Origin of the sequence: Pseudomonas sp. WS 5503 (genome assembly GCF_012985385.1) — a bacterium.
In the GTDB taxonomy this organism is placed as follows: Bacteria; Pseudomonadota; Gammaproteobacteria; order Pseudomonadales; family Pseudomonadaceae; genus Aquipseudomonas; species Aquipseudomonas paracarnis.
The window spans coordinates 24,168-43,790 of the sequence record NZ_JAAQWI010000010.1 but is presented as its reverse complement, the minus strand read 5'-3'; the positions used below and the strand labels follow the sequence as shown (position 1 = coordinate 43,790).

General features: G+C 52.7%; 21 protein-coding genes. 11 read left to right on the top strand and 10 right to left on the bottom strand.

Features of this window, described 5'->3' with window-relative positions; translation table 11 throughout:
• Window positions 1-186: 186 nt before the first annotated feature.
• Both HBO10_RS23500 and HBO10_RS23495 read left to right on the top strand, forming a co-directional pair.
• On the top strand, window positions 187-624 hold the full coding sequence (locus HBO10_RS23500; protein WP_078465773.1) for a hypothetical protein: 438 nt from the start codon (window positions 187-189) through the stop codon (window positions 622-624).
• A 55-nt stretch (window positions 625-679) separates the two neighbouring features.
• Entirely contained in the window at window positions 680-1,084 is a 405-nt protein-coding gene (locus HBO10_RS23495) for a response regulator (protein WP_078465772.1), read from the top strand.
• A 98-nt stretch (window positions 1,085-1,182) separates the two neighbouring features.
• Here HBO10_RS23495 and HBO10_RS23490 read toward each other — a convergent pair whose 3' ends face one another.
• Window positions 1,183-1,707 carry a hypothetical protein gene (locus HBO10_RS23490; protein WP_153045946.1) on the bottom strand — a complete coding sequence of 175 codons (525 nt, stop codon included), beginning with the start codon at window positions 1,705-1,707 and terminating at the stop codon, window positions 1,183-1,185.
• Window positions 1,708-1,799: 92 nt separating this feature from the next.
• Here HBO10_RS23490 and HBO10_RS23485 point away from each other — a divergent pair, with 92 nt between their 5' ends.
• Window positions 1,800-2,687 (top strand): A24 family peptidase, encoded by an 888-nt coding sequence (locus HBO10_RS23485; RefSeq protein ID WP_078465770.1) that lies wholly within the window; start codon window positions 1,800-1,802, stop codon window positions 2,685-2,687.
• Window positions 2,680-3,945, top strand: coding sequence for a tyrosine-type recombinase/integrase (locus tag HBO10_RS23480; RefSeq protein ID WP_233100538.1), 1,266 nt, complete (start codon window positions 2,680-2,682; stop codon window positions 3,943-3,945). The genes HBO10_RS23485 and HBO10_RS23480 overlap by 8 nt, the downstream gene beginning before the upstream one ends.
• A gap of 803 nt (window positions 3,946-4,748) precedes the next feature.
• Here HBO10_RS23480 and HBO10_RS23475 read toward each other — a convergent pair.
• The 4 genes from HBO10_RS23475 to HBO10_RS23460 all read right to left on the bottom strand — a co-directional run bounded on the left by HBO10_RS23475 (window position 4,749) and on the right by HBO10_RS23460 (window position 8,470).
• On the bottom strand, window positions 4,749-6,185 hold the full coding sequence (locus tag HBO10_RS23475) for a hypothetical protein (protein WP_169904196.1): 1,437 nt from the start codon (window positions 6,183-6,185) through the stop codon (window positions 4,749-4,751).
• A 258-nt stretch (window positions 6,186-6,443) separates the two neighbouring features.
• Window positions 6,444-6,872: a hypothetical protein gene (locus HBO10_RS23470; protein WP_169904197.1), complete on the bottom strand. Its 429-nt coding sequence runs from the start codon at window positions 6,870-6,872 to the stop codon at window positions 6,444-6,446.
• Window positions 6,859-7,587, bottom strand: a complete 729-nt coding sequence (locus tag HBO10_RS23465; RefSeq protein WP_169904198.1) for a hypothetical protein — start codon at window positions 7,585-7,587, stop codon at window positions 6,859-6,861. Before HBO10_RS23465 ends, HBO10_RS23470 begins: the two co-directional genes overlap by 14 nt.
• 22 nt (window positions 7,588-7,609) lie before the next feature.
• On the bottom strand, window positions 7,610-8,470 hold the full coding sequence (locus HBO10_RS23460; RefSeq protein WP_116827301.1) for a DNA-binding protein: 861 nt from the start codon (window positions 8,468-8,470) through the stop codon (window positions 7,610-7,612).
• Window positions 8,471-8,628: 158 nt separating this feature from the next.
• Between HBO10_RS23460 and HBO10_RS23455 the strand changes: the two genes are divergently transcribed.
• The 4 genes from HBO10_RS23455 to HBO10_RS23440 all read left to right on the top strand — a co-directional run bounded on the left by HBO10_RS23455 (window position 8,629) and on the right by HBO10_RS23440 (window position 12,296).
• Window positions 8,629-9,801 carry a site-specific integrase gene (locus HBO10_RS23455; protein WP_169904199.1) on the top strand — a complete coding sequence of 391 codons (1,173 nt, stop codon included), beginning with the start codon at window positions 8,629-8,631 and terminating at the stop codon, window positions 9,799-9,801.
• Between the two features lie 88 nt (window positions 9,802-9,889).
• Window positions 9,890-10,270 (top strand): hypothetical protein, encoded by a 381-nt coding sequence (locus tag HBO10_RS23450; RefSeq protein ID WP_169904200.1) that lies wholly within the window; start codon window positions 9,890-9,892, stop codon window positions 10,268-10,270.
• Window positions 10,271-10,901: 631 nt separating this feature from the next.
• Window positions 10,902-11,672 (top strand): ParB N-terminal domain-containing protein, encoded by a 771-nt coding sequence (locus HBO10_RS23445; protein WP_346343137.1) that lies wholly within the window; start codon window positions 10,902-10,904, stop codon window positions 11,670-11,672.
• A gap of 228 nt (window positions 11,673-11,900) precedes the next feature.
• A complete protein-coding gene (locus tag HBO10_RS23440) occupies window positions 11,901-12,296 on the top strand; it encodes a hypothetical protein (protein WP_169904202.1) in 396 nt (131 codons plus the stop codon).
• Between the two features lie 145 nt (window positions 12,297-12,441).
• Here the strand turns inward: HBO10_RS23440 and HBO10_RS23435 are convergent, their stop codons facing one another.
• The 4 genes from HBO10_RS23435 to HBO10_RS23420 form a co-directional block, all read right to left on the bottom strand.
• Complete coding sequence (locus HBO10_RS23435) at window positions 12,442-12,948, bottom strand: hypothetical protein (protein WP_169904203.1); 507 nt, start codon at window positions 12,946-12,948, stop codon at window positions 12,442-12,444.
• A 97-nt stretch (window positions 12,949-13,045) separates the two neighbouring features.
• Window positions 13,046-13,483, bottom strand: coding sequence for a hypothetical protein (locus HBO10_RS23430; protein WP_169904204.1), 438 nt, complete (start codon window positions 13,481-13,483; stop codon window positions 13,046-13,048).
• A 485-nt stretch (window positions 13,484-13,968) separates the two neighbouring features.
• Window positions 13,969-15,678, bottom strand: coding sequence for a protein-disulfide reductase DsbD domain-containing protein (locus tag HBO10_RS23425; RefSeq protein ID WP_169904205.1), 1,710 nt, complete (start codon window positions 15,676-15,678; stop codon window positions 13,969-13,971).
• A 101-nt stretch (window positions 15,679-15,779) separates the two neighbouring features.
• Complete coding sequence (locus HBO10_RS23420; protein ID WP_169904206.1) at window positions 15,780-16,346, bottom strand: hypothetical protein; 567 nt, start codon at window positions 16,344-16,346, stop codon at window positions 15,780-15,782.
• Between the two features lie 308 nt (window positions 16,347-16,654).
• On the opposite strand from HBO10_RS23420, the gene HBO10_RS23415 reads away from it, so the two are divergent.
• Window positions 16,655-17,137: a hypothetical protein gene (locus tag HBO10_RS23415; RefSeq protein WP_169904207.1), complete on the top strand. Its 483-nt coding sequence runs from the start codon at window positions 16,655-16,657 to the stop codon at window positions 17,135-17,137.
• 30 nt (window positions 17,138-17,167) lie between these two features.
• Here the strand turns inward: HBO10_RS23415 and HBO10_RS23410 are convergent, their stop codons facing one another.
• Window positions 17,168-17,662 carry a hypothetical protein gene (locus tag HBO10_RS23410; protein WP_169904208.1) on the bottom strand — a complete coding sequence of 165 codons (495 nt, stop codon included), beginning with the start codon at window positions 17,660-17,662 and terminating at the stop codon, window positions 17,168-17,170.
• Between the two features lie 494 nt (window positions 17,663-18,156).
• On the opposite strand from HBO10_RS23410, the gene HBO10_RS23405 reads away from it, so the two are divergent.
• Together HBO10_RS23405 and HBO10_RS23400 are read left to right on the top strand one after the other, a co-directional pair.
• Window positions 18,157-18,393, top strand: a complete 237-nt coding sequence (locus HBO10_RS23405) for a hypothetical protein (RefSeq protein ID WP_078465749.1) — start codon at window positions 18,157-18,159, stop codon at window positions 18,391-18,393.
• Window positions 18,394-18,404: 11 nt separating this feature from the next.
• Window positions 18,405-19,208: a M48 family metallopeptidase gene (locus tag HBO10_RS23400; protein ID WP_186353504.1), complete on the top strand. Its 804-nt coding sequence runs from the start codon at window positions 18,405-18,407 to the stop codon at window positions 19,206-19,208.
• Window positions 19,209-19,623 lie beyond the last annotated feature (415 nt).

The window sequence follows — 19,623 nt, the reverse complement described above, 5'->3', positions numbered from 1 at the left end:
AGGCGTTGCGCATCGGAGCGGGCAATCGGGTGTGAGCCTCTGCTGGTCTCATCAAGTGTTGTCGCGTGGAAAAGGAGCGTCTCTTTTGGCTATCGCCTTTATCTGGCCATGGGCTATGCTCGCCGGCTTGTAAATCGCAGTCCGACGGTTATAACAGACTGCTCAAAACACACGCCAGGATTTAGCATGAAACGTTTCACAGGTATCGCTGTAGCAATCTCTATGGTAATCGTAGCATCAGGCTGCACCACTCACCTGGCAGATGGACAGAAACAAGAGATGGAGGTGTATGAAAGCAAGGGGCTTGCTGTTGAAGAGAAGTCAGTCGCATTAGCCGCTGGACTGGGTGTTCTGCCAGCCGCTGGTTACTTTTATACTAATCATCCCGCAGTCGCAGTCTTCTCCATCCCGCTTTGGGTAATCTCTCTCGGTCCTCTGTGGATGCCTTTTGATACTGCTGCCGCAGCTGAAGTGCAAAACTTCTATGCCACTCGGCGCAAAGTAGAGTTTGAGAAGGCAAAAGATCTGCGAGAGCTTGATCATCGCCTTGAAGACAAGCAGTTGACCTATGAGCAACACTTGCGCGAACAACGTACCATTGAGCAGAAGTATTCTGCTTACTGATCCCAATGGTCTCCTTGTCCATGCCCTTCCCCTTCGTGTGATCAGGTGAAACAAAATGAGCACATTACTCATTGTCGATGATTCCCCCACCGACACTTATCTTGCTAGAAAGTGTGCAGCTGAACTTTTTGAAGAAATTCGTGCGGTGCACAACGCGGAGGGTGTGTTCCGGGAACTGGAGGAATTCAGGCCTTCTTGCGTCATCATGGACTGGACGTTGGACGACTTGATGAATGGAATATCGCTGATCGCTGAGATCCGCGACCGAAACGATGATGCTAGTGTGGTGCCAATCATCGTCTGCACAAGTCGATCAATGCCTGCAGACAAGCAGATTGCTGCTAATGCTGGCGCTTCGGCTTACATCGTCAAGCCAATTACTGCTGAGGCTCTTGCCGAAGTCTGTTCACGTCTGATCCCTGGATTTGCTGGCCCCAGCCTTCCTCGTTCCGATAAGTAACGCATCACTATGCTGCGCCTGAACAAATGGGCGCAGCTACCCTCCTCCGCCTTGCCATTCCCCACAAAATAATCAACTGTCTAAATACCTCACTATCATCAGTATTTAAACCCTTCCGGGATTTCACAGTACCCTAGTAGGGATGGTTGTACGTTGGTGCCGAAAACATGGATATCAGACATGTTCTCGACAATCTCGGGTGCTTCAATGGTTTCGAACCTAACGGCGAAAACCAGAAACTCCTGCGCGATATCCCTGCCGAGATGGGCTAAGCATGAACTGCTTTTCTTTGCGTAAGACACCGATGCTAATTGGCCAGTGCCCAAATCGAGCGATGATTTGAAACCATGCTTCAGTATTGAGAACAAATTCTTCTTTGGAGTTGCATGAAAGAAGACTAGGGTGTCCTGCTCTAATGCTCCGGCAAATAGGGAGTAATTGTTTTCTTCAGTAGGTTGGAATGATTCAAGTTTTCCGCATTCATTGTTCATGCTGGGCTTCACTCTTTCAGTTTGATTTCTAGTAATAACTGGCCAAGTATCGCGGCTAGCGCCATGGTAGGCCTGAATGGTGTTTTTCCGTTCAAAAGACTGGAAGTTAAGTGAAGCACAGGTGAATTCCATGCATAGGTTTTGAGGTGTCGAATTTTCCAAGCCCGGTAAAATCAAGGTTGCGGGTTTGATTCCGTCTCCCAACCTACCACCGGTGACACACCATGACCACGTTGCACTTATTGAAGCTCTATCCAGCAGTCTTTGCGATCCTAGTGGGGATTGTAGGCCTGATGGTCGGCAGCTTCCTCAACGTTGTTGTCTACAGGCTGCCTGTGATGATGAAGCGATCCTGGCTGCAGGATGCCCGTGCTGCCCTTCAAATGGAAGCCACTCCGACCGAGCCGTTCAACCTTGCAATGCCGAATTCCCGATGCCCATCCTGCGGCCATTCGATCAAGCCTTGGGAGAACATTCCGTTGATCAGCTGGCTCTTGTTGAGGCGAAAGTGTTCAGGCTGTCGATCGCCGATTTCGGCAAGATACCCAATAGTTGAGCTGGTGACTGCCGGCCTATCATTCGGCACGGCCTGGCACTTTGGCTATGGTGCAGAGACTTGCTTCGCGCTTCTGATGGTTTGGGGCGGAACTGCACTTTTCCTTATCGACCTCGATGAGATGCTTCTGCCTGATACGATCGTTATTCCGGGCATATGGGTTGGCTTAGCTGCCAGCTTTCTTGGGCTTTTCTCGACGCTCCAGGATGGCTTCATTGGAGCTGTCACAGGCTACCTGCTCCTTGCACTGCCGGCGTTGATCTTTCAGGCGATCACCGGCCGCCAGGGAATGGGCAACGGTGATTTTAAACTGCTCGCCCTCTTCGGGGCCTGGCTCGGCTGGCAAGCACTCCCTTTGATAATTCTCGTATCTGCCGTGGCTGCATCAATTGTCGGACTCATTGCGGGTTTAGGGGTAAAATCTCGAAGCGAGCCTTTCCCCTTTGGCCCCTTTATCATCGCCGGCGGTTTACTAGCCTTGTTCTTCGACCATGAGCTGTACACGCTTTATGGTCATGTAGCCGGCGTCAACATTGGAGCACTACTTTTTGACTAAGCGAGTAGAGGCAATTCCTCCCCGCCCCCTTTTCGATACCATTGAATCGATCCTGGGTGACTACGCCGACTTTAAAGACCTGCATCCAGACATGGCCCCTTACCTGGCTGCTTTTCCAGCCGAGATCAGTGTTGAGACCGATCTTCGTCATGCTCGAGCTTTTTTAAAGTCCTACAGCCAATCGCCGTCCACCTTCAAAAACTACCGCGGTTATCTGGAGCGTTTGATTCTCTGGAGTTGGATTGTCCAGAGCAAGTCCGTACTGGATCTGACCCGCACTGATGCTGAGGCTTTCCTCGCGTTCAACGTCGCGCCACCACAGTCATGGGTTGGTGCTTCTGCGATGCGCAGATTTGCTCCCAAGGATGGCCTGCTTATGTTCAACCCTCGGTGGCGACCTTTCGGCGTGAAGATCGAGAAAGCTGACCGCAAGAGGGCTGCTGAGGCGCATGTGAAGCCCGTCGCCAGTCAGAAGAAACAGGGATCAGGAAGCACTGATCTGATCTACTCGGTTGCGTGTTCGTTTTATGACTTCTTGCTGCAGGACGGCATGGACATCGCTAGCCCGTTCAAATCTATCAAACGGGTGAAGGGCAAGCGGGGAAAACCTAAGATCAAGGCATTGACCACGCTGCAGTGGGACTACCTTGTCGGTGAGGCCGAGACAATGGCCAATGAGGACCCCAAACACGAGCGTACTCTGTTCATCGTCGTGGCCCTCTTTGCGATGTACTTACGGGTTGGTGACTTGTCTGGCCGAGATGATTGGCTTCCGACCATGAACTCTTTTTTCAAAAGAAATGGTTCATGGTGGTTCGAGGTTGTTGGGAAGGGCAACAAGGAGCGTGAGATCACGGTTAAGGATGCCTTTATCCCCTACCTCAAGCGGTACCGTGAGAGCTTGAATATGTCGCCACTGCCGACCAAGGCCGACGATGCACCGCTGCTCTATACAAGCCATGGCCGGCCCAACCTGACTGCACGCCAGATCCGGAATATTGTTCAGCCAGTTTTCGACCGCGCTCGGTCCAGAATGCAGGCCGACGGACAGCCTGAGGACGAGTGTCAGGAATTGATGGAGGTTACCTTGCACTGGTTACGGCACACGGGCGCAACGTTCGATGCCAAATTCCGGGACGCAAAGCACCTGCAAATGGATCTGGGTCACGAAAGCCTTTCAACCACCCAGGACATTTACTACAACGCAATTAATCAGGAACGCTCCGCAAGTAACCGAGGCAGTATTCGCGGTCGATAACCTGTCTTATCAGAAGGCAGCCTCTCAGCTGCCTTACTTCACGTCTCTCCACATCCATTCAGCGAACTGTTCGTAGTTCTCGATTCTGAATGTCGAACCTGGGCTCCAGGTAAAGCCACACCGAATAAAATGGCCGTTCGACTTATCAGCTAAGGTGGCGCCCTCCCCGTGGCAGAGCGCGCCATACGACGTCGGGCCTGTAGCCATCGACTCGCTTATCGTCAAAGGGCTCGCAAGTATCATGGAGTATGAGTCAGCGTTCACCCAGTACAGTCGTTCAGCGGTCATTAACATCCCCCATATGAGGAATGCCAGCCAGGCTGCTTTGATGAGTGAGTTGACTCCTTTGGTTGTTGGCACTGTCAGAAGCTCCACGTTGGTACGACGAGGACCACCAAGCTCAGAGATCCTGCCAAGCTAGCCAGTGCAATCAAAGCCTGTTTTCGTGTCGAGGTAATGATCTTGCCGCGCTCACCTGCTAGCTTGCGCAAGTGGAAGGCTTGCAATTGAGGTGAGCTATACCCGTCGCGATCGATGGCCCTAAATACCAGGTATCTGTAGGTGTAGCGGATTGTGATACAGATGCATATTGCTAGGCAGAGAGTGCCGGGTAGGTAGAAATTCGCTGGTGAAATGAATGGCTGTACGTCGTTCATGGGGAATTGATTGCTATTTGGTAGTTGAATACGTCCATGTTACCAGTTTGAACTGCTGGTCGGCCCCTGTGCCCCGTTCGACAGGCCGGTTAAGGGGTGTAGCGCTTGTGGCCTATCCATAGCGCTACGCCCCATTGCTCTCAAGTCCTAGACGAGCTTGAAGGCTCCGAGCACTGATGCTCGTACTGATACCGCACCCACAGTTCGGTTCAGGTGCTTGGCGCATTTTTCTCTGGCTAGAGTATGCACATTGGCTAAAAGCCAGGCATCGTCTTCGGCACTCCAAGGCGTGGTGACTTTGTTGGAGTGCAGCCCGAGACTTTGTGCTTTGTGCCTGATTCTCTCTGCGAGCATACCTAGCTTTGCAGCACACCAGATCGATCCTTTCTTAGGGTAATACTCCCTCAGAATTTCGATTTCAGCGCTGGTCCATTTCCGCTTGTTGACCTCTGCCGGCCGCACTGGCAAGTAGATGAGCCCGTCGACCCATTCTTTGCCTTTGGATTCAAATAGCCGACTCAGTCCCGCCCTTGAAAACTCAGAGGTCTCGTTTTTGAGGAATCGCACTCGTTTATCGACTGCATATTCAGGTCTGTTGATCAGCTTGCCAATCTCGGCGTTGGTCTTCTTCCCAAGATTCTGTAACAGCAGCTGATCGTCGTGACCTGTCCAGCCCGGGAATATACCCAGCTGCTTTGGACGCAGACTAACAGCAGCCATTGTCCGGCCCAACTGCTCTGCTACCCAAGGAAGCGGCTCTGTTTGGAGATGCTCGAGCAGGAAAATCGTTTCCTCGCGGGTCCAGGTAACCAGTGTGTTGGCTACCTTCAAGCGTCGAGCTCTGTTAGTGGTTTGGTAGTAGGACATTCCGACGTGGTCGGCTATCTGTTCGACCGGTTGGCTATGGTAGTGCTGCTTAAGGTAGTCGTCCTTCTCCTTCGTCCAGCGTGATCTAGGTGGCAAATCAGGAACGGGTTTAAGCAGGGATTCGTGCGGAGCTATGTGGAAACTGCTCGCAGCGGCGAGAAATGATTCGGCTGCCTTTCGGAACTCTTTAGCGGACGTTACGGCCGGCGGTACAAATGGCTCGAGCAGCATTGTCTCATCAGGATCCTCATCGCCCTTTGTTGCTAAGACATGTTTTGTGGTTGCTGATTTGTCTTGAGGTTTGCCATGCAGCGCCTGCGGGGTAAGGGGCATTGGGGTCAATGGCGGGCTACTTCTTCGCTCTCTGATAACTCTTTTGTTGGGTGCATCAGATGTTCCTGCAAGGGCCAGGGTTATGGTCATAGCCTCGACATCCTGAGGTGACCTGCCAAGCAGGTCAGCTATCGAAGCGATCGACTGGTGGCCAACATATTCCTGCCGCAGGATTCGTTCATCGCCACTCGGCCAGGCAGCTCCTCTGCTTGATCGTGGCCAAGGCCCAGCACCGTTCGGGGGAACATAGATGCCTAGAGCTACTGCCAGCTCATATGTTTCCCGCAGTGAGTGTTTGGTTTGATCGGCAGCTCCCTGTATGCCCTGCAGAGGCACGCTCTGCTCCAGGGTGGTTAGATCTTCGGAAGACCATTTTGCCTTCATGCCTGCGTATCTCCAATCGCCTCGGTCGGGGCTGTCGTTTAGGGCTTTCTGCCCACGCTTATGATTATTGTGTAGCTAGGTTTTGGTATCGCAAAGTTTGGTTCTGCCTATCACCTCTTGAAAACGATAATTTGAGGCTGACTAGGAACGCTTGCAAGCGTTTGACCCTGTTGGAAAGCGTTTATCACGATTGGCTGATTGGTTGCTGCAGACATTTAAGGGCCAGGCATTGATCAGCCGCACTCGTGCCGCGCTTCATCAGTCGCGGTACTCCTCCGGGTATTCAATCCCATGCAAGAACCACAGACTTTTGGCATTGCTCTCATGAGGTGCCTGATTAAAGATGAAGGCAGGGCATTCCTCATCTGCTTTGTCGATCAGCTTAGCCACCAGATCAGCGTTGCGGCGCTGTTGCTCTGACAGCTTTGCACTCGCTTCTTCCAGTTGATCAATGCTGCACTTTTCCATAAAGCTGAAATGTTTGCCCAGGAGTCCGCAGAGAATGTCCGAGATCTGTATGGCTGGTTCATTGTGTGAAATTGCGAACCGGTAGCTTACGGGCTGGCCACCCCACACAATTTCGTTGCGCTCAAGGCTTTCCCTGACCCGCGGTTCTTCGTCAAATACGTGAACCGACCTCACGAATGTGGCAAGTCTATGGATGAAGGCTGTATCAAAACCACTCATCCTTCTCGTTGCCGCAAAGATACACCAACGTAGTAACCCTGGCAGCCTCTTGGAGAAGGTCTGAGAGCGCCATTCTTGCCATGTTTCTGAACGTGAAGCCGCCCCTGAAGAGAAATTGGCGTACAGCTTTTAGGAATTCGGGTATTCGCGCGGCAGGTACGTTCGGGTAGTCGAAGGTCTTTAGTAGCCGGAAATACCCAAGTGGTTCTAGCCTCACTATGGCGTGGAGTTCGTTTTTCAGATCGTCCCGAATGGATCTGTAGGCCTCGAACTGATCATGGTCTAGCAGCGAGTCAATCAGGTCGACTATCGACCAGTTCAAGATGCTGAAGTTAGAGAAGTGAATGTAAGCTGGCGACGCCAGAAGCCATGTGAGGAACTGCTCCAGCTTGTTGGAGCTGAGGCAGGTGATGTAACCCCCTTGGGCAAGGTGCTTTAGCTTCAACTCTTTGACTGATGGCTGAATTCTCAATTGAGCCCTCAGGTCATGAATATCAGGCAGGCTGGCCCCTGGCCCCAGCGCTACACCCCCGAGCACAAAGCAATCCAGAACCTCATGATTGAGCCCGGTTCCAGTCAAGGATAGGCTTCGGATATTGTTCGTTTCGTCGTAATACAGCGTGTAGGCCTTATTGATGTTCTTCATCAGGTCCTGCCCGGGGAATCTAAACAGGCCGGCATCGATCACTGTTTTTTCGTAGCTGTCATTGATCATGGGTCTACCTGGACGTTGATTGTCAGTCCGTTTTCTTCTGTCCTGAGGTGCTTTTCGGTGGGCGCTTCGCTCGAGGTTTTGGTGCCGCCGCAGCCTTCCTGGTCTCAATCAATTGCTGTTCCAGCGTATCAGCTCGTGCCTGGGCCGCTGCTGACTGTTCACGTGATGATGCCAGGGCGCTCTGGTTTTCCTGCAGGGTCTTCAGTGTTGATTGAAGCTTGCCATTGGCTTCCTGCAGTTGTGCAGCAACCGATTTGAGTTCCTCTCTTGCACGGTCAACTTCTCTGTGAGATCGATCCTCAACATCGCGCGTGTAGCGCTCCTGCTCAGCCCGAGTGTTTTCGGCCTGAGCCGATGCTTCTACCAGCTTCTGCTCCGCGGCCGCGAGTTTTGCACGATAGTCAGTTCGCTGCTCACGCATATCCTCTAGGTCAGCATTTCGCTGATCCAACAATACCTGCAAGTCCTTCAGTCTAGTTTCAATGGCGAGTCGTGCGGTCTGTGCTTCGTTGGTTTGAGATCTTGCGAAGGCTACGTCCTTGCGAGCCTGCTCTTCGAGGCCGGCAATTCGCTCGCGCTCCTCTGCTAGCACCTTTCGCTGGACAGACATGCCCTGCTCCACCACAGCCTCTGCCATCAGAGTGGCCTGCTTCCAGATGTCCACAAAGGCGTGCGCCACTTCAGTGGGCAAGCCTGGCAGGCGCGTCTCAGCGCGCAGCCTGGCTGACAGGCGCACCCACCACTCATCAAGCAGGGCGCCGACACGCGCCGGGCTACCGCGCCCCAGCTTTTCTCGTACCCGCTCAACCGTTGGGCGCTTACCGCCCTCCAGCACGGCGTCAGCCGCATCAAAGACTTCCTGCTCAGGTACACCTGTCGACATGGGTCAAACTCCACTATTCTATATCCGATAAGTATTGGTTAACGGACATGATGTTTCGATAAAATACGTCGCACGTATTAAATAATACGCTTTAATCAAGAGTAGCTCAAAATCTCTCAAAAATGGGCTTTTGAACGTGAAATTCGTGGAGGTTTGGAATGAAGTCGGAATTGAGGGCACCAACAACCGTGGGCGCTCTATCGCGCTTACTGCCCCTAGATAATGCGGCCGTGCTTGAGCTTGACTCGCTCAGCCAGGCATCACAGGACGCAGTTTCTGACTTTCTGAAAGCAGGGACTGCGCCCAATACGGTGCGTAGTTACCAGGGTGCGCTTACCTATTGGTCAGCGTGGCTGCAGGTCCGTTATGGGGTTGCGCTGGGGGATGGGCCAATTCCAGCGGCGGTGGCGATCCAATTCATCGTTGACCATTTGAATAGACCGCAGGATGACGGCACCTGGACGCACAACCTCCCCCCTTCGGTTGATCAGGCGCTGGTCGACGCCAAGATCAAAGCTACTTTGGGACCTCACTCTTACAACACGGTCAGCCTTCGTATGGCAGTCCTTGGCAAATGGCATGGGATGAAGGGCTGGGCTAGCCCAACTGATATCAAAGAGGTCAAAGCACTGATGCGGGATGCGCAGAAGGCTCAGGCCCGGGGCGGCATTTCGGTTCGCAAGAAGACAGCACTCGTGGCTGAGCCTTTAAAGGCAATCCTGGACACATGCTCAACTGATGGACTGCGAGGCATACGCGATCGGGCTCTACTCCTCCTAGCGTGGAGCGGCGGTGGTCGGCGCCGCTCTGAGGTTGTGGCCCTGCAGGTTTCGGACGTTCGAAGGCTTGATGCTGACACTTGGATGTATTCACTCGGGGTAACCAAGACAGATACTGCTGGCGTCCGGCGTGAGAAGCCTCTGACGGGTGCCGCCGCCCATGCTTTGACTGCTTGGCTTAGTGTTGCCCCGATTGAGAGTGGCCCGCTTTTTCGGGGGATGCTACGAGGCGGCAGGGTGGGAACAGCACCCATGACTGGTCATGAGGTAAACCGAATCCTACAGAGGCGTGCAAAGCTTGCCGGCCTAGAGGGTGATTGGGGTGCACACAGTTTACGATCAGGCTTTGTGACTGAGGCTGGGAGACAGGGTGTGCCGCTGGGTGATGTGATGGCTATGACAGAACACACCAGCATTTCGACTGTGATGGGGTATTTCCAATCCGGCAACATGCTGAACAGCGCCGCTACGACCCTGTTAGCGGGCTATGACGTCCCTGAAGTGGAGGTGGACGATTCCAGCCCCGAATCGGGTTCTCATCTTCCGCGTTGATGTCTGGTGGGGCACTATTGTAGTGATGCAGCCCTTTCCGGGTGGCACTTACTCTGGGTACGAAGCAATGGCTAAAGGGATGAGGTCTTTGAAGTGGGGAATCATAGCGGGCTTGCTTGTGCCTGGCTTCGCCTCAGCTGACTCTTCAGGCGAAGTCGGGGTGGCGCTCAGCGCTTGGGCTCCAGAAAGTGTGACGGAACAAGGAGCCCGAACCACGGTTGTGCTTGATGAGAATACGGTTACAACGCAAATCTTTACTCAGGCCATCAGTAACGGTGTCTGCGCAAGAGTTTGGCTCAAACAGGCAAGCAGTGGCTATTTGGCAGGCATCACCGAGATTGCTGTCTTCAATAGATCACAGCGGCAAGGCTTCATCCTAGAAGGCGGCAAAGAGATTTGTGATGAGTTGGGGCTTTTACCTAGTAGCAAAATTCCTGAAGCGTTAGCCGCAAAGACACGGTCGCTTTGATCTTGGCCAGATGGTGGGTGACGCTCATATTAGGTTTCCGAAGCCAGGTAATGGGTTGCTTTTCGGGGGTATAGCATTAGCCTCAAGTCGTGAAAAGATGATGTTCATACCGGTGGAAGCGAACAGCCGGAGGGAGCTACAGAGAAGACGAGGCAATGATGAATCCCGCAGAATTCAATGCGATCCTTAACACCGCAACCCCTGCTCAACAGCTGTCCCTTGAGTCGGCCCACTGGCGGTACATGACGCTCATTGGCCATGTGCGAGGTGTAGTGGATCCTGAAATTGCGTCAGGTGATCGCGAAGCTTTCCCCCGCTACTCTGTCAGCGTCGGACAGTCGCTGGCATTCTCCGAACCTGACTGTTGCCGATTCATGGTTGCAGTTACCGGCCTATCAGCAAAGTTATGTGCTGCATGGGCGGACCCTGATTTCTACAGCCTACAAAACGAAAACCACGACGCATCTATCGCGGACACCGCCTAGCAGTGCTGAATCCTGATCGTAGCGGTAAATCGTCCACGAGGATTTTCGCTCAGCCAACCCTGATGCACCTGCAAGGGATCCCAAAAATGAACGGGGTTATACTGATTTCATCCTTATGAAATTGTTTAACCAAGGCAGAGGTTCCAGTGTCTGTGATTATTCAGATCCCCCTTTCACGATTGAAATACTTCAAAGCCCTAGGCAGCCCTGCTGAACCCAATGCCCAGGTAGAGGCCATGGCCGCTGACATCAAAGTACATGGCATTCGCGAACCGCTGATTGTCAGGCCCGTTGGCGATCTATTCGAAGTCGTATGCGGCTTGGTCCGCTGGAAAGGCGCGATAGTTGGTGGACTGGAGACAATTCCTGCTGAGGTTCGCCAGCTTAACGACGCTGAAGCCCTTGAGCTTTCGATCATGGATAACATGCGGCCACTCGGAGAGCTGGAGCTCCCTCATGCTGAGGTGATCGACCAGCCCATGCCGATTATTGATGTTGTCAGATATACCTCGACGACACCCTACAAGATCGACGAGCCGCTTGGCATCGGGTTTTGCAGGCTTTTAGAAAGCGACTTCTCCCTCGAGGACGTCCAACTCCTCATGAAAGACAGTGCCGTCGACTCCAGTAACTTGGAGGTGGACCTATCCATGTTCTGGGAAGGTTTAGCGGACGGCCGGCTTCACATAGAGGGTCGAGGTGATGATTGCGGCCAGTTCATCTTGGCCTATATCGAGGACTATTTCGACGTTGAGGAGCCCGATGTTGCATTCACCGGCCCTAACATCGGGATCTGGCAGAACCTGACTGATGGAGAGCGAGAGCAAGTGGTTGCAGATGCGATTCGCCTAAACCCGATAGTTAACGCTGCTCTGTCTGTGATTTATGAGTTTCGCGACAATGATGTCAATTTATAGACGCGGAAGACTAGGCCCCCAGGGATTACGGGAGTGAACGCACTGCCAGTTGTTGCACACAGCCCCATTGCAGTAACTGGCCCTTTCCGAACTCGGTCTGCAAATAAGCACGCGGCGCTCGCAGGCGTGAAAGTGTCGTAGACCATACTTTCTGTAATTGTCTTCTGCGGGTTCTGGCACGCGCTAGAGTGGGTTGAAATGGCTCCACATTCATAGAGGAGCATCACCATGACACAAGCAGCCAACCCAGCAGCAGCTAACTTTGACCGCACGAAAGCAAAGTCGGCTGTTGAGAGCATCCAGAAGGCCATGAATGGATTGAGCACCGGTTATGAGCTTGAAATTGGGAGCGGTTCTTTTTCAGGAAGCGAACTGACTGTTCAGCTTAAAATCCGCATTCCGGGAGGCGTGAGTAAAGAGCGTACGATGCTTGAGCTGGAATGCAAGCACCGAGGCTTCGATCCTGATACGACCCTTAAATCATCGTCTTACGGCGAGTTCAACCTCGTGGGATATCATCCTCGCCGGCCGAAGTACCCTTGGACTGTCCAAATTGTAGGTGGTCAACTTTACAAGTTCACTGATGAAGCGATTACTGACGCATTTAACCGTCTGAAAAACTAATTTCATTCTGACAAGAAAAGGGAGCCTCGGCTCCCTTTTCGTCATGGATAAATCCTATTGGAGCTCCCTGTGGAGCGCAACTCTTCTCATGCGCCACGCTCCTTAAGAACAGGCGTGATGCGTATGGCATCCAGCCGACTCCCAACTAGAGTTTAAGTTTAACTTGCGGAACGATGGTGCCGTCGTTGCCGAGGTTTGAAGCCACAACTTGGATCACGTGAGAACGGAGCAACTCCTTTGCAAACTCCTCCGAAATGATTTCTGAATCGCCATTAAGCGCAACGAGGTAAGTCAGATGAGTATCCCCCGATATCTCCATGGAGTTACCGTTTTGCTGGGTTCTTCTGGTGATGATCGAAGCCTTGACGGAACAAACTGCTGCCCTGTCTGACAGCGGGTTTGCGATCATCTGGAAACCTCGTACCACCTTCTGTTCGCGCACACCATCTTTAACAGTACCGGTCCTTACTAAGTCGGAGAATACAGCGCTATGCCCGCAGAAATCTTCCAGCGCTCGCCGTGAAAAATCTTTCAAAGAAGCCGGTGGTATGACCTGGGTTTCAACTGGATCGGTATGCCAAATTGCATATCCAACGGCGATCCCTGCCGCAAGAGCCAGCACCGTTGAAGCGATGGCCATATTTCGTTTCATGTAAATTCCTATGAGGACTTGCGCCTAGTAACTGGTAATTTAGCAGCCCGTTTTAAACTGCCGAAATCAAGGGTTCAGGTGACACACCGTTCAGCTATCAGTTGAGAGTTTTGCTGTCATTACCTTTTGACACCCCGTTGAACGCTACAAACGCATAAAATGCTGTCAATGCACCTGGACCCACGTACATGACTGCTTTAGCCACAATCAAAGATATCGCCAGCAGACTATTCGCCATCTGATCCATTTGAGCATTGGCGCTTGATGTATCAAGAAAGGTATTGAAACCAACTCCAATGACCAAGACAACTGCAACAAAGAAAACTGTCATGAACCTCCAATATTTACGTGCAGGCTTCGACAGAAGTAGAAAGGCGAAGCATACGCTGAGGCAAATCATGTAGTAACGATAAGTCCATTCAGTAAATCCAATCAAATCGGCTCCGGCCCCAATTAGCTGTGTAAACAAGATTATTCCAAAAGCTACAAATACACCGCCGACCATTCCCCAAAACATCCCGACTAAAGTTTTCATATTTGTCACGTTCCTTAATGCAAAAGCGCAATATTTAAATAGATGTGATGGCGCAGAATTTAATTTGGTTTATTTCCATATTGGTTTACCGGCTATCTTCCAAGCCAGTAGAGCAGTCGGGAGGTGATGCTCTGTTTTTTGATCGCTGCCTCCCTTGTCACTCGGCGATGTTGGAAGGGAGAGTTGGCATGACTTACAAGCTGCAATCCGGCCTCGGTCAGCAGGTAGACGTCACGTTTGCATTTCAAGCAACATTTCCCCTTGGTGGCCAGGCCCCGTGTCTGAAGCGAATTAACCGTATCCAAAAAGGTATTCGATACGTGTACGGAGAGCCAGTTTCGGTTGAATTTCCACTGAATCGCACTTCCTTGTACCCAATGACCCTTTGCAAGTGATCGTAAAGCTATGAATTGATCTTTCGTGAGCCGTCCACGGGCTTCATCCTGGCTAGGAGGTTTAGATTGAAGTGTATTCATTACGCATCCTCACTTATCTGCATAATTATCGATAGCCTGCAGCGACATAGCGATCTCCTTGGCCGTGGTTACACCGACAAGCCTGGATGATTGAACCTCAACCCCACCAGAGCGATACACCTGAACAGCTGCAGGGCCCAAAAGTCCGTTTAGCTCCAATAAGCTGCGAACCGAATGGCCACCCTGACTGAGGTCGACTCGAATAGTTTTGAAAGCCCCGAGACTGTCTCTTATCAATGTAACGTGCCGCGCTGTGTCGGCAACCTGGTCGCTCCCTGGGGCCCAATTCGCTACCCACTCCACAACAGCCGGGCTTCCCGCAGTCTTAGCTTCAGCAAGGGCTATGGCCAACTGCTGTGGTGTGTTGACCACTACCCATGGCTGTTCACGGGGGGCCTCAGAGGAGATGCCTGGACCAAGGGGCTGTAAGGGTGACGTTTCGCCTTTGAGCATCCCGATCCATGCGGCGATCCCATATAACAAGACCGCAATCGCGGCGAACCTATTTAACAGCGATGGCGCTGACCCCAGTGATCCGAAAACTCCAAGTGACACGGCCAAATAAACCGCCACTACCCCATAAAGGCCCAGAGTTACCGGCCCTGGCAGCACACGTCCAAGCACCCAAATTCCGACAATGGCCAGAAGCGCGCGAACGAATACCAGTATCGCCTCATTCCACTTCCCAACTGAGGAAAGCAGTCCTCCCAATGTCGCGGCAAACATCACCAGCGGACAGCTCATACCCAATGCGATCCCGGCAAGTTGCGCTATCCCTCCAATGGGCTCACCCCCTGCCTTGAGGTACAGCATCACCGCTGCCATCGATGATGAGGTGAATGGTGTTGTGTAGATAAGGGATACTAAGCCCAGCATTACTGCGCATGGGGCGCTGGCAAAAAAAACAAAGACTCTGCTGGCGTGATTTCCATGGACATCTCGCCGGGTTTTGCCAATTGCAGTTTCCATAACAGCCAGCCCCAACAGAACTAATACTGACGGTACGAGTATCCATGCGGACTGAGCGATGGGCTGTATCTCGATGCCGGCTTCGGTTAGCGCTATAGCCGAGCTGAGGACCACAAGACCTGTCGCCATGGGTACCGTGAAAGCTAGGCCTATAGTGATGCCTCTTCGGACTGACGGTTTACCGAGTAGAAGCACAAATGCGAGTAGTGGAATTACAGGCAAAACACCTGGTGTGAGGAACAGATTCAGGCCCGCTATGAATGCGGAAACCACTGACATTGCGCTCCAGTCACTGGCGGCTGTAATCCCTGCATCCCCTTCTATACGGATGATCTGTTGATCAGGGGGATAGCAAAGACCTTTTTCGGCGCACCCTTGGAAGCCAACCCTCACGTCAAAGCCATCAGCACCATGGTTCTGAACTGGTAGGCGTACCACCAATGTGTCGTGATAAACCACCACGTTTCCAAAATAGGGATCTGCTTTGTGCTCACCCGCGGGCAGCACTGCTGCGCCTGACCGAACACCAATGCCCTGAGCTTGAAAACTCAATTTGGACTTGTACAAATAGTACCCAGGCGCTGCCAGGATGCGAATTTGTACGGAATCTGGAGTACCAGTTGCTGACACCTTGAACGCTTCATGGACTGGTAGGAAGTCTTGGTTTGATGTGAATTCAAACCCATGAGCAGGTACCAGCACCGCGAGACAGGTAAGCCCGATGATGGCAGAGATAAAGCTTCGGAACATTGAGGGCCGCACCTTCAGGAAGAGCAGCCATGTTAGATCACTTGGTTCGGGCAAGCCGCCCAAAACGGGTGGGGCTTTTCCACCTCCACTGGGACAACTGATCAGTTCAGGTTAGGGGCGCACACGAGGGCAAATGAGTAGCCGAAGTCATCGTCATGAGCGGATCCTGATGTTTTTTTCGAGTTGATCTCGTTCATTACAGAAGCGATCAGGTTGTTGATGTCAGGGAAGTTGCTATGCCGGGTACCCTGCAGGCGAACGAACAGTGCCTGCCCGGCGGTTGGTGCTTCTGGGTGAAATGCTACAGGCTCGACGAAGAACGATGGGCCTGCTACTTGTTCTTGGTACGCATACTTATGGGTTACGACCCCGTCACTACGTTCGCCTACCGTTTCGCCTTTGATGAGTTTCAGGAATACCTGGTCAAGCTCAGCAATTAAGTGCCCCAGAGTAGTCTGAGCGCTGCCATGGATCTCGATTACAACTTGCTTCAATGGGTATGCGTGATCTATCCAGCTCTGGCTTGGGCCTTGTTGCAGGTTTACGTCAATTGGTTGGATCCCTGGGTCTGAGCTATCGACTGAGGCGCCCTTGAGGAGAGCAGAATCGATATGCACTATAGGTTTGCGGGACTTAAGGCTTAGCGATTCAAAGAGTTTACGGAACATGATTGCTTTCCTGGGCGGGGGAATGAAAGGCCGGCCGTTGAGTTGACCGCCGGTCGTAGTGACGAAGAGCTCCGCCCTCGGTGGTGATGGGTTGAAGGGCAGCGGTCTTTGTTCCGGGCTGTTGGCGACCTGCTATAACCATCATTTCAACAATACCCTGCCGCCTCAACCCAAAATGACGGTACAAAATAGCGCTAGGGTTGACCTAACCCTTACCATTCCATCCATTGGGCCGTAGAGCTGGTATCGACTATTCAGTTCGCGCTGTTACCCTGCACTGAATGATCAGCCCCGCCATGGAGAGTGAGATGGCCCTTCCCGATTATTCAACCGTTTCAATTTTGAGCTACAGCCCTATCGCCGGTGTGCGGCGCGCAACTGGAGTCCCGATTAAGCTACTCAAGGATGCGGATGAGCGAAACGCTGTGTTCAGTGCAGATGCTACCCAGCTAACCTCCCTCACGAAGCAACCGGACCCCAAGCTCCGACTTGTCTTCGGGCTCTGGGCAATGGATAACGCTCCCTCGCCGGATCTGCGGGATCGAATTCCCCTTGAGGTGATGATCATTCACTACGTCCGTTCGCTGCCTACCTGGTCGATGTTGAGCAAGGCCCCTGCCCTGAATATCATCACTTTGGATTGGCCGGTTGGTGACAGCTACGAGCTCAGAGCCTTCCTGATCGGAGGGGATGCGCCTATGCCACCTGAGCAGCTCCGGTATTTCTACGAACAACAGAAAGGACTTTACCGCCCCGAGGTGGCCGATCTAATGCCCGAGGTGAAGAAGTAAGAAGGCGCGGGCGTCGGTTCAGCGCTGCGATTATTCATCAATGCTCGCGATGTGTCGGCGTTTGAGCGAGTTAAATACTCCAGCTCCGCCCTCAAAGAGAATCCCCGGCACTACTACAAGTCCCAGGCCCCCAATCATGGCAAGCGTGACAAGCCTGACGGCTCCGGTCAGCCCCATCTCAAGTGTGACCCTAATCCAGTACGTTATGAGCAGCCCTAATGATTGGAAGCTGCTCCCGAAGCTCACATATGAGGCCGCTATCTCACTAGCCGCGCCGGCGAATATTGCAGTAACTCCCAGCATCAGCGAACCCTTCAGCCCAACTCGTACATCTGCCCAGCTTGGAATGGAGTGCATGGCGATCACCAGTATTCCCAGCAGTACAGTGAAACCCACGCCGCCAGACGCAGCCATCACGACAGTGGCATTCAACGTCCTAACTGCCTCATCAACGATCCAGCCTGGATCGCCAGATATCTCAGACGGCACGCTCACAAGACCTTGGCCCTTCAGGACGTAGTGCACGATCGTCGCACCTCCGATCAAGGGTGCAACACCCTGTACTGCCATTCCCGCGTTATTGAAAATAGATCTGGGGTTGGCTGTGAATACTACGCATCCAAGGCACCCATCTGTTCTGCCAGGCGTGTAAAGCGCTACCCGTTGGACCTGCAGGCGGAACGCGATACAGGCCAACAAATGAGATAGCTCATGGACAGGGGCCCCGATCGCACCAGTTATCTGGTACGCGCGCCATGTGAAACGGCTTATGCGGCTCAGGGCGAGGTGCCATACGGTGATTGCTGCCGTGGGTATAAGGAGCAGGGATAAGAACATCTGGAGCATCAGCTATACCGCTGGATTAAGTTGGGCGTCGATCAAGTATGAGGCCATTTCGGCTCGCATCATCCCCAAAAAAGGGGTATCAAGTGCCCCAAAATGTAGCCATTCAGGTTGCGGCCGTTATTCTTGTCCTCATGGCCAAGCCCCTTTTATCTGCACGGCCCGGGAGGTAAGTGATGTTCAGCCCTATTTTTCGAGGTTTCGTCCTCAGCCAATCCCAACTTGATGCTTTGGTACCTTTGCTGAACGAAGAGATGAGCAGAGCCAGACCCCGAAGTCGGAAGGCACTCGAGGAAGCAGCTGATGCTTTGTTCCGGGCTGCTGGTTGCGAAGTGAATGAAGTCAACAACGAGCGTGCCACCCCAGAAATGATTGCCAAGGCCGATAAGCGTGACCGCGGGAGTGTGAAGTGAAAAGGATATTGATGCTCGGCCTAGCTGGCTCGCTTGCCCTTCTGGCGGGTTGCAGCGGCATTCAGACAACCAATCCAGGCGTAGTAGGCGTGGATCGAACTCAATACATGTTTGCCGGCCTTTCTCAGAATGATGTCGACACGTCATATGCCCTGTCTTACCGGGCCGGGGTGAAAAAGGCCGAGGCGTCGGGAGTCCTGATCACGAACTCTCCACTTGGCAAACATGTCCAGCAGATTGCTGTACGGCTGGTTATGCAAACACACGTCTTCCGCCCGGATGCTGAAAAGTGGGGATGGTTCGTTAACGTCATCGATGCCGACGTTGTGAACGCGAACTGCGGGCCAGGCGGAAAGATCATTGTCTATAGCGGCCTGATCAAAAGGCTCAATCTCACTGATGACGAGCTTTCGATTGCCCTAGCGCATGAAATTGGGCATGCAATACGTGAGCATGGACGGGAGCAGGCATCGCAGAATGCTGTCTTTGAACTTGCAGGAGGAGTTGGAGCGAATGTCCTGGGTGCTGGTTCGTTAGGTAAGAGCGCTATCACTAAGGCGCTGAGCACCGGGGTAGGTTTGCCATTTAGTCGACGCGACGAGGAAGAAGCCGACTTAATCGGTTTGGAGTTGGCAGCTCGTGCTGGTTTTGACCCTCGCGCAGCAATCACCCTTTGGAAGAAGATGGCAGCCGTTAGCAAGGGTTCGTCCACCCCGAATTTCCTGAGCACTCACCCGAGCGATGGCGATCGGATGAAGCTGCTCGAAGCTGCAATTCCTAAAGTGATGCCTCTCTACCAAGCTAGCCTGAAATAGCCTTGCCACATTTGCGGCCGGTCAGGCTTCATCGAGTTCATGCAATTCCGAAGCCTGGGTTTGAGTAGTCATTTCATCACCGTTCGTTAAGCTATTCATCCATACCAACTCATTCAGTTGCTGAAAGCAGCCAGGCTGCCAGCGAATTCGCGATCGTCAAATCCGCACTACAAGCTCGCCTACTCTTAGCCCCACCCATTCCTATTAAGGTTCCTTCGAATGAAAGCCCATGTCCGCAAACAGAATTCCTTCGCGAGGGTAGCCATAGCTGCGACTTACGGAATTCTGGCTGCCCTATGCGCTCTGGCATCAGATGCCTCAATCCCTACTACGATAGGGGTTGCTATGGGTATCAGCGCTGGAGTTTGGATAAAAGCACCACGGCTGTTCAAGTTATCCCGCTGACCTCCCTCTC

Excerpts from the sequence above, each read along its gene's own strand:
- HBO10_RS23460 (WP_116827301.1), bottom strand. The coding sequence starts at position 8,470 with ATGTCGACAGGTGTACCTGAGCAGGAAGTCTTTGATGCGGCTGACGCC.
- HBO10_RS23420 (WP_169904206.1), bottom strand. The coding sequence starts at position 16,346 with ATGTTCCGTAAACTCTTTGAATCGCTAAGCCTTAAGTCCCGCAAACCT.
- HBO10_RS23440 (WP_169904202.1), top strand. The coding sequence starts at position 11,901 with ATGACACAAGCAGCCAACCCAGCAGCAGCTAACTTTGACCGCACGAAA.
- HBO10_RS23455 (WP_169904199.1), top strand. The coding sequence starts at position 8,629 with ATGAAGTCGGAATTGAGGGCACCAACAACCGTGGGCGCTCTATCGCGC.
- HBO10_RS23490 (WP_153045946.1), bottom strand. The coding sequence starts at position 1,707 with ATGGAATTCACCTGTGCTTCACTTAACTTCCAGTCTTTTGAACGGAAA.
- HBO10_RS23415 (WP_169904207.1), top strand. The coding sequence starts at position 16,655 with ATGGCCCTTCCCGATTATTCAACCGTTTCAATTTTGAGCTACAGCCCT.
- HBO10_RS23475 (WP_169904196.1), bottom strand. The coding sequence starts at position 6,185 with ATGAAGGCAAAATGGTCTTCCGAAGATCTAACCACCCTGGAGCAGAGC.
- HBO10_RS23430 (WP_169904204.1), bottom strand. The coding sequence starts at position 13,483 with ATGAAAACTTTAGTCGGGATGTTTTGGGGAATGGTCGGCGGTGTATTT.
- HBO10_RS23465 (WP_169904198.1), bottom strand. The coding sequence starts at position 7,587 with ATGATCAATGACAGCTACGAAAAAACAGTGATCGATGCCGGCCTGTTT.
- HBO10_RS23495 (WP_078465772.1), top strand. The coding sequence starts at position 680 with ATGAGCACATTACTCATTGTCGATGATTCCCCCACCGACACTTATCTT.
- HBO10_RS23435 (WP_169904203.1), bottom strand. The coding sequence starts at position 12,948 with ATGAAACGAAATATGGCCATCGCTTCAACGGTGCTGGCTCTTGCGGCA.
- HBO10_RS23400 (WP_186353504.1), top strand. The coding sequence starts at position 18,405 with ATGCTCGGCCTAGCTGGCTCGCTTGCCCTTCTGGCGGGTTGCAGCGGC.
- HBO10_RS23485 (WP_078465770.1), top strand. The coding sequence starts at position 1,800 with ATGACCACGTTGCACTTATTGAAGCTCTATCCAGCAGTCTTTGCGATC.
- HBO10_RS23405 (WP_078465749.1), top strand. The coding sequence starts at position 18,157 with ATGTTCAGCCCTATTTTTCGAGGTTTCGTCCTCAGCCAATCCCAACTT.
- HBO10_RS23425 (WP_169904205.1), bottom strand. The coding sequence starts at position 15,678 with ATGTTCCGAAGCTTTATCTCTGCCATCATCGGGCTTACCTGTCTCGCG.
- HBO10_RS23500 (WP_078465773.1), top strand. The coding sequence starts at position 187 with ATGAAACGTTTCACAGGTATCGCTGTAGCAATCTCTATGGTAATCGTA.
- HBO10_RS23470 (WP_169904197.1), bottom strand. The coding sequence starts at position 6,872 with ATGAGTGGTTTTGATACAGCCTTCATCCATAGACTTGCCACATTCGTG.